This window comes from Photorhabdus aballayi (assembly GCF_026153155.1).
GTDB lineage: Bacteria > Pseudomonadota > Gammaproteobacteria > Enterobacterales > Enterobacteriaceae > Photorhabdus > Photorhabdus luminescens.
This window is the reverse complement of sequence record NZ_JAPFCD010000101.1, coordinates 1-6,859: the sequence shown is the minus strand read 5'-3', so window position 1 is coordinate 6,859 and position 6,859 is coordinate 1. Positions and strand designations below refer to the sequence as shown.

The 6,859-nt window shown below is 32.8% G+C and carries 12 protein-coding genes and 1 pseudogene; all 13 read right to left on the bottom strand.

Features of this window, described 5'->3' with window-relative positions; translation table 11 throughout:
- Window positions 1-189 (bottom strand): hypothetical protein (locus OO184_RS24260; protein WP_265381366.1); only part of this gene is annotated, 189 nt, incomplete at its 3' end.
- Between the two features lies 1 nt (window position 190).
- Window positions 191-352: a VasL domain-containing protein gene (locus tag OO184_RS24255; protein ID WP_265381365.1), complete on the bottom strand. Its 162-nt coding sequence runs from the start codon at window positions 350-352 to the stop codon at window positions 191-193.
- Window positions 353-401: 49 nt separating this feature from the next.
- The gene (locus OO184_RS24250; protein WP_265381364.1) at window positions 402-560 is read right to left on the bottom strand and encodes a hypothetical protein; all 159 of its coding nucleotides are present in this window, start codon (window positions 558-560) and stop codon (window positions 402-404) included.
- Between the two features lie 69 nt (window positions 561-629).
- A complete protein-coding gene (locus OO184_RS24245) occupies window positions 630-851 on the bottom strand; it encodes an AHH domain-containing protein (protein ID WP_265381363.1) in 222 nt (73 codons plus the stop codon).
- A 402-nt stretch (window positions 852-1,253) separates the two neighbouring features.
- Entirely contained in the window at window positions 1,254-1,622 is a 369-nt protein-coding gene (locus OO184_RS24240; RefSeq protein ID WP_265381367.1) for an Imm43 family immunity protein, read from the bottom strand.
- 257 nt (window positions 1,623-1,879) lie between these two features.
- A complete protein-coding gene (locus OO184_RS24235) occupies window positions 1,880-2,212 on the bottom strand; it encodes an SMI1/KNR4 family protein (RefSeq protein WP_265381362.1) in 333 nt (110 codons plus the stop codon).
- Between the two features lie 296 nt (window positions 2,213-2,508).
- Window positions 2,509-2,853, bottom strand: a pseudogene (ybiA, locus tag OO184_RS24230) (riboflavin biosynthesis intermediates N-glycosidase); the annotation flags it as partial.
- A gap of 109 nt (window positions 2,854-2,962) precedes the next feature.
- A complete protein-coding gene (locus OO184_RS24225) occupies window positions 2,963-3,247 on the bottom strand; it encodes a hypothetical protein (protein ID WP_265381361.1) in 285 nt (94 codons plus the stop codon).
- Window positions 3,248-3,387: 140 nt separating this feature from the next.
- On the bottom strand, window positions 3,388-4,050 hold the full coding sequence (locus OO184_RS24220; RefSeq protein ID WP_132348839.1) for an Imm43 family immunity protein: 663 nt from the start codon (window positions 4,048-4,050) through the stop codon (window positions 3,388-3,390).
- Window positions 4,050-4,361 carry an AHH domain-containing protein gene (locus OO184_RS24215; RefSeq protein WP_256125357.1) on the bottom strand — a complete coding sequence of 104 codons (312 nt, stop codon included), beginning with the start codon at window positions 4,359-4,361 and terminating at the stop codon, window positions 4,050-4,052. Before OO184_RS24215 ends, OO184_RS24220 begins: the two co-directional genes overlap by 1 nt.
- Window positions 4,362-4,555: 194 nt before the next feature.
- Window positions 4,556-5,215 (bottom strand): Imm43 family immunity protein, encoded by a 660-nt coding sequence (locus OO184_RS24210; RefSeq protein WP_265381360.1) that lies wholly within the window; start codon window positions 5,213-5,215, stop codon window positions 4,556-4,558.
- 144 nt (window positions 5,216-5,359) lie between these two features.
- Window positions 5,360-6,157 carry a hypothetical protein gene (locus OO184_RS24205; protein ID WP_265381359.1) on the bottom strand — a complete coding sequence of 266 codons (798 nt, stop codon included), beginning with the start codon at window positions 6,155-6,157 and terminating at the stop codon, window positions 5,360-5,362.
- Window positions 6,158-6,166: 9 nt separating this feature from the next.
- The coding region (locus OO184_RS24200; RefSeq protein WP_265381358.1) for an RHS repeat-associated core domain-containing protein at window positions 6,167-6,859 on the bottom strand (693 nt) is incomplete at its 5' end.

Genomic DNA, 6,859 nt, shown 5'->3' with positions numbered 1-6,859 from the left:
CAGGGTGAACGGGGTGGAGAAGGCTTCGTTCAGGGTGAAGGCGGAGACCACAAAGGTGTGCGGCGGCAGTCCGCCGGCGGTGAGGGTGAACTGTAAGCCGCCGGCGTCGGGGGAACTGAGGCGGTCGGCGATGTGCTGTGCGAGGTTGCCGGTGCCGGTCGGGCCGGCGGTTTTTTTCTGGAATGACATATTAAGGGTTCCTGTGCTGAATTGACGGGCGGGTGTGTTCAGGGGCTGCGGCCTGCCCCTGTTCGACGGTGTCGGCAAGCTGGCGCAGCAGCTCTTCCAACGGGATGTCACGGTTGTGGCTGTGCTGGATCTGGTAAATCGCCGTTTTTTTTATAATCCTCATGAAGATAAAACTCGGATACCCGATCAGAGAAAAATCACTTCAAACCATATTAGTTGCCTGGTATGTCTTGATCGAAAAAAAGCTTTAATGCCCTATCTTTATTATGAATAATTTCATATTCATTAAATTCTTCAATAGAACCGGATAAAAAATCCGAACTTCTAAAAAATTCAGCAGGTTCCATATAAAAATTTATTATCTCACCCATATTAAATTATCCTAAAATTTTACTCCAGAGATCAAAGATGCTTTGTCTTACTTTTTAATTTACGTCTTCCTATTGAATATTAGTGTTATACCTATTTTTGGGTTTAATAATATTGCTATTCTCCATATCTTTTTTGGCTATATTTTGTATGTGAGTTACTTGTTTCGATATGGCATCAGTTGATTGATTTAAATTTATTTTATCCAGAGCATTGCTTATTGCATCAGTATATCCGTGATGATTACCTTGATGCCTTGCCATTGCACTCACCCGTCGGCGTTGGCGTGGCATGGGTATTCACCTTGGTAAGAAAGAAGCTAGCCGGAAGTGATTCCGGCTTTTTACTGTTTCAGGGAGAAAACAGAATAAAATAGTTAAAATATATCCTATGTATATATTTGCTATGAGTTTTATATTTTTCTGTATTATTTCTTTGTTTATTCTATTATTTATTTTATATTTTTTTGATTTAAATTATATATTTAATATATAAGTCTAACCCTGTAAACTATTTGTTTTAAACATAAAAATAACAAAGCTGAAAGATCACGGGGATCTTTCCGGCTTTTTACTATTAGCTTAGGGTAATTTTATTTTCCCTTTTTTGATATTAGCTTTAATGTCGTACCTAAAATCTACACAATAGTGATTCAAGACTTCATCTAATTTAATTAGCTTTATTCCTTTGATATTTTATTTACTTAATTTGTTAGCTACTTTTTCTGAAATAAAGATAAATCCTGCTAATAAAGTAGTCCGTATTGAAAAAATATCATAATTTAATGATTCATTATGAAAAGATAATTTATGAGGAATTAAACTTCCATATTTAATAGATGTCGCAATTAATTTTTTTAAAACATGATCGCTTAATTTAAACTCATTGATAATATCGAGAAATCTATCAGATAGGATATGAGCCATATTGTGTTGATAATAATTAAATCCCAATTTTCCAATATTTTCATTACATAGAAAATACAAAGTGTTAGGGCATTTCGTATCTAAGAGATAATAAGTTATATCATGCTTGGAGCCTTCATAATCCCATGTTTCATTAATTTATTTTTCGGTATCTACTATAGCATGAAGATATCTTGGCATGAGTGAAGAATTATAATCGTTCATTAATACATAATAATTGATTCATTTATTCTCCCACATTTGGTTGTAGATATTTGACCAGACCATATTTTATTTTTCGTATCCATTTGAATCTTTCTTATCGCATCCTTAGCCTCTCGATTATTAATAAAGCCGGAAGATCGCGAAGATATTTCCGGCTTTTATTGTTTACCTATAATATTATTCTATTACCTTTAAATATCATCCACGTTGTTTTCGTAAAAATACCATATTAAAAAATCATTAAACGTTTTCCACCGTGCGTTTATTTTTCCTTTCATAAAAGAGCTATACTCAGATAGATTAAAATCATAAACTGAACCATTTTTCTTATTAAATAAATACATGCCCTCACTTTCATCTGAAGTTAAAGGAATATATTCATCAGGTAAATCATATCTATCTTTCACATAATCAAGTTGCTCTTTTATATCATCAATATCTAATAAGCCAGCTATTGGTTTGGGACTGATCAGATCACAATATAAATAAGATTCCAAAATAGTGCTACATCTTATACCACTCATAACTCTATATATAGCAATGGGTTGAATAGGGGAATGTGTAGCAGAATTGTGAAAAGTTATTTATTTCCTGATAGAAAGATGAGAACTCTGATGACAGCTCTATATCCAAAGAACGAATGGTATCAATACAACTACTTTTATCTTCTTTTAAGATATACCAATCTTTGGATTTAATATAATTACTTACTTTTTCTGGTATCATGATCCGCCTCCACATTTAGTATTCCTATGAGCTAATCTGGTAAATAACAACAAAGCTAGAAGATTGAGGGAGCTTCCGGCTTAACGTTAAGCGATTAACCTAGCTTTTCTGGGAGTAAGATCTCTCTAGTTTCCATGAGAATGATACCTAACATATTCTTGCCTGAACTATCACCTCCATCAGCCCAATAGGAATTATTTTTTGTATGTTCGATAATATGAAGATTATCTGTAGATAATAATATTTTTTGAATATCAGAATTTTGCCTAAATTTCTCTAAAATAGCAAAGCGCGTAACATCATCTTTAATTTCATTCCAATTATCTACAACCTTATTATTTCTATTCCTACCTATTTTGGTTGCATTCATTGGCGAATCCACTTCTCTTATTGATTTCCTAACGTTAATGTCAATTAGTTTATTGTATTGAAAATAATGCTCAACAGTTGGCTAATATGTATCATTCTCCCAAAAACTATATCTTGAAAAATTAGAAAAACACCCATACGGCTTGCCTGTTTTATAAGACATTATTTTTCTTCATTTTTCATATTATTCTCGGTTCATCACTTTCAGTTTTAAGGTCATCGACAGATTTACCAGATATTATCATGTTAAAACAATCCATTAATCTGATAGATATTTCATCTAGTTTTTTGTTATAACGAATATGATTTTCAGAGCTTATTCCTACCGGCAATAGATAAATTCCAGAAAGCAATGCCTTTGGTATAAGATCATCATTTATATTTCCACTCATTTTTAGTGGGTAAAGTGATTTCATTGCTTCATTTTTAATAGTATCTAAAATTTCTATCTTTTTAACATTCACTTTACTTCTTTCTTCTCCTACAATTGCTGAAATTGGTATATTATGGTTTTTTTAGATATTCCTCCATACATCATTGAATCAGAATTATAAAGATGACAGAGGAATATAATCGTACCATTATCTGATACATTTCATTGGGGTTACGGCAATTTTCTTTTTACCCTTTTCTTGCTGCTCTCAATGTCATATCTATAATCTATACTATATTCTTTAAATGCTTCATCCAAGTTTACTAACTTCAACCCTTTTATTTCTTTCTTTATAAACTTTTCAGTAGCTATCTCAGAAAGAAAGATATAACCTGATAATAAAGTTCTATTTATAGAAAAAACATCATAATCTAGCACATTTTCATTAAAAACTAACTTGTGAGGAATAACTCCCCCAAACCTGTCTTCTTCCAATTCTGATTTTTCTAAATCAAGAAAATCTTCCTTATTTGTAAAATGAACATAATTAATATCATCTCTTATCACCCTTCCATCTTTAATTGATGTTGCCAATAGCTTTTTACAAATAAAAGCACTGGTTATGAAAGAATTAAAGAATTCAAGGAAATAATCTGACATGATATGAGCACGGCCATGTTTATAATAATTAAACCTCAAGTCTCCAATGTTTTTATTGCATAATAAAAATAATCCATCAGGGCATTCTGGATCTTTCATATAATAGGGAAAAGAATATTTTGAACCTTCATAATTCCACTTTTCATTTACTTGTTTCTTTGTGTCTACAATGGCATGAAGATACCTTGGAATTGACGATGATTTATAATCATTCATTAAAACATAATAGTTCATTAATTTAATCTCCCACATTTGGTTGTAGATGAATTTCCTGACCAAATCTTATTTTTCATATCCATTTGGATTTTTCGTATTGCATCCCTTGCTTCTCTCTCAGTTATATTTTTATCTTCGTAATCGGCTCTTACAACATCTATCCTCTGTCTTACTTCCTCTGAGTATATATTATGATTACTGCTGTGGAAAACCTTCATTCCTTTTCCGACATCTGCTTTCATGGCGGATTCACTACCCGGAATATGAATACCATTAGATGCAGAGTTCATTTGTCTACCGATACCTATTTTATCTAAGAGTAGTCGCAAAACTAAGATCTGTTACTCTCCCTGGAAAATACCTTTGCCGACTGACGTAATGTACGTCTAGTCTTTCACGTCAATATGAGTTTGTTGCATGCTTACACATCATTGGTTTGAGGAATGTGTCATTTCTTTTTTTGGGTAGTTTCCTGAAATGACACAAAATTTCTAATACCTCCTTCAGCTATTCTATATTAATATTATGGTAATTTTTTCTTTATTTTTTTTCTTTTTCTTTCTATATCATATCCATAATCTATACAATAATTTTTAAATGCATCATCTAGTTTAATTATTTTCACACCACTAACTTTCTTTTTTACAAGTATTTCTGCTGCGTACTCGGAAAGAAATAAAAAATCAGCAAGTAAAGTGCTACGTAGTGTAAATACATCAATGCAGTATGGATTGTTAATAGTCAATTTATGAGGAATTAAAGAGCCAAGTCTGTCTTCTTCTAATTCAGATCTATTTGAATCTAGAAAAGTATCATCACCTATGAAATACATGTAGTTAAAATCATCCCTAAGTGTATTACCATCTTTGATTGAAGTTGCTATTAATTTTTTTGATATAACTTCACAAATCTTTAAATCACTAAATAAATCAATAAAATTATCAGATGCAATATGGCTTGCTCCGTGGTTATAATAATTAAACTTTAGAGCCCCTATATCTTTATTACATAATAAAAACAATTGATTAGGGCACTCTGGTTCTTTCATGTAATAGGGGAATGAGTATTCAGAGCCGTTATAATCCCAATTGTTATTTACTTGTTTTTTTGTATCCACAATAGCATGAAGGTATCTTGGCATTATTGAAGATGTATAATCGTTCATTAAGATATAGTAATTCATCAATTCAATCTCCCACATTTTGTTGTAGTTACGTTTCCTGACCAGATCTTGTTTTTCATATCCATTTGAATCTTTCTTATCGCATCCCTAGCCTCTCGATCATGAATAAAGCCGGAAGATCGCTAGGATCTTTCCGGCTTTTTATCAAGGTAATTTCTTGGTTATTTTCTTAGATGGTGGGGTTTTCCAGGCTATTAAAATACCTGCTTCTCCACAGTATTTATTAATTTCATCAAGATGAGTTTCTTTAACTTTCCATAGCCACAATTCATCATTTAATTTTTCTAATGAACCGTGCTCTTTATTACCTAATATCCATTGTTTTAAATTAATGTTTCCAATATTAATCTCAAGATGAAAATTATTTATAATATTATAAGGATAGACCATCCTTAACATATTATCATTATATCTTTCCTTCCCATTAAACCTTCCAGGAGTTTCCCTTTTGAAAATAGATGGATTTTCGTATGGGTATATATTTACTAAGTTATCCCCTCTCGCATAATAAAAAGTTTTTGTTACCCTGTCGCTATCATATATCACTCCATAAGGAAACTTCACCTTATCAACTAGTAATTTTATAAATGAAATAATCTTTTCATGATTACCAATCTTATTAGGAAACTGTGCGTCTATATGATAAAAACCACCAAATTCATTAGTTGTATAACCAAACGATGATAACCATGGTGTATAATCTTCTTGCTCGTAATAGATCCTAAAAGCTGTCGCTTCTTGAGAAAAGATTTTCTCTTTGAGTTCAGAAAAAGAAATCTCTATTAAATCATGATCACCGGGATGAGCACCATTTTTTATATATTTATAATACCCAGCACCAGTTATCGGAATATCAAAAATGCTAAAAAATAAGCTACCTAATTCATAAGCGGCAATTGGAGATAGTTCTTTTGAATTATATATCGCTATACCTGTGTACATAAATTTTACCTATATACTTGATATTAGGTTATCTAACATCGATTTCATATCTGCGGCCTTATATGGATGTTCAAAGACCAGAATATCACCTTGTTTATTAACAGGTAAATTACTCATAGCTGTTTCGTTACGTGAAGTTAATGTTGGAAGTTTTTTGCCCATATCAGTTTTTGAAGCAAGTTCAATTGAATGGACTTTACCATTAACGTCAATAGCCATAACATCAGGTCTTCTTCCTGAAGTTCCTTTTCCATTAGCAAAACTATATGACCTATTTAAATAAACTTCTTTAAATTTACCACTCATTGCAAGTTTATTGGCTATAACTTCTGAAAACTGATCATGACTAGGAGTTTTATCTTTCTGGCCTATACCAAAAATCTTTGTTCCATTAACCTCTCTGATGGGGCACCCTGCTAATCCCAGTGGGTCAATCCAATTTACCGGATCATGCACATACCCGTATGGGTTAAATCCCCCACTAAGATTTAATGGGTCGGCACTGAGGTATTGCCCGATCTCGTTATCGTAATACCTAAAGCGATTATAGTATAACCCACTCTCCGAGTCCTCGTACTGGCCTGCAAACCGCAGATTACACGTCAGGTTCCGTGGGTCATTGACCGTCAGCACCGGCCAGCGCTCCGGCTCGCCCCAGGTCAGTAATCGGCCCGCCCAGCGCAGTTCCCCCGCTTCGGTCAG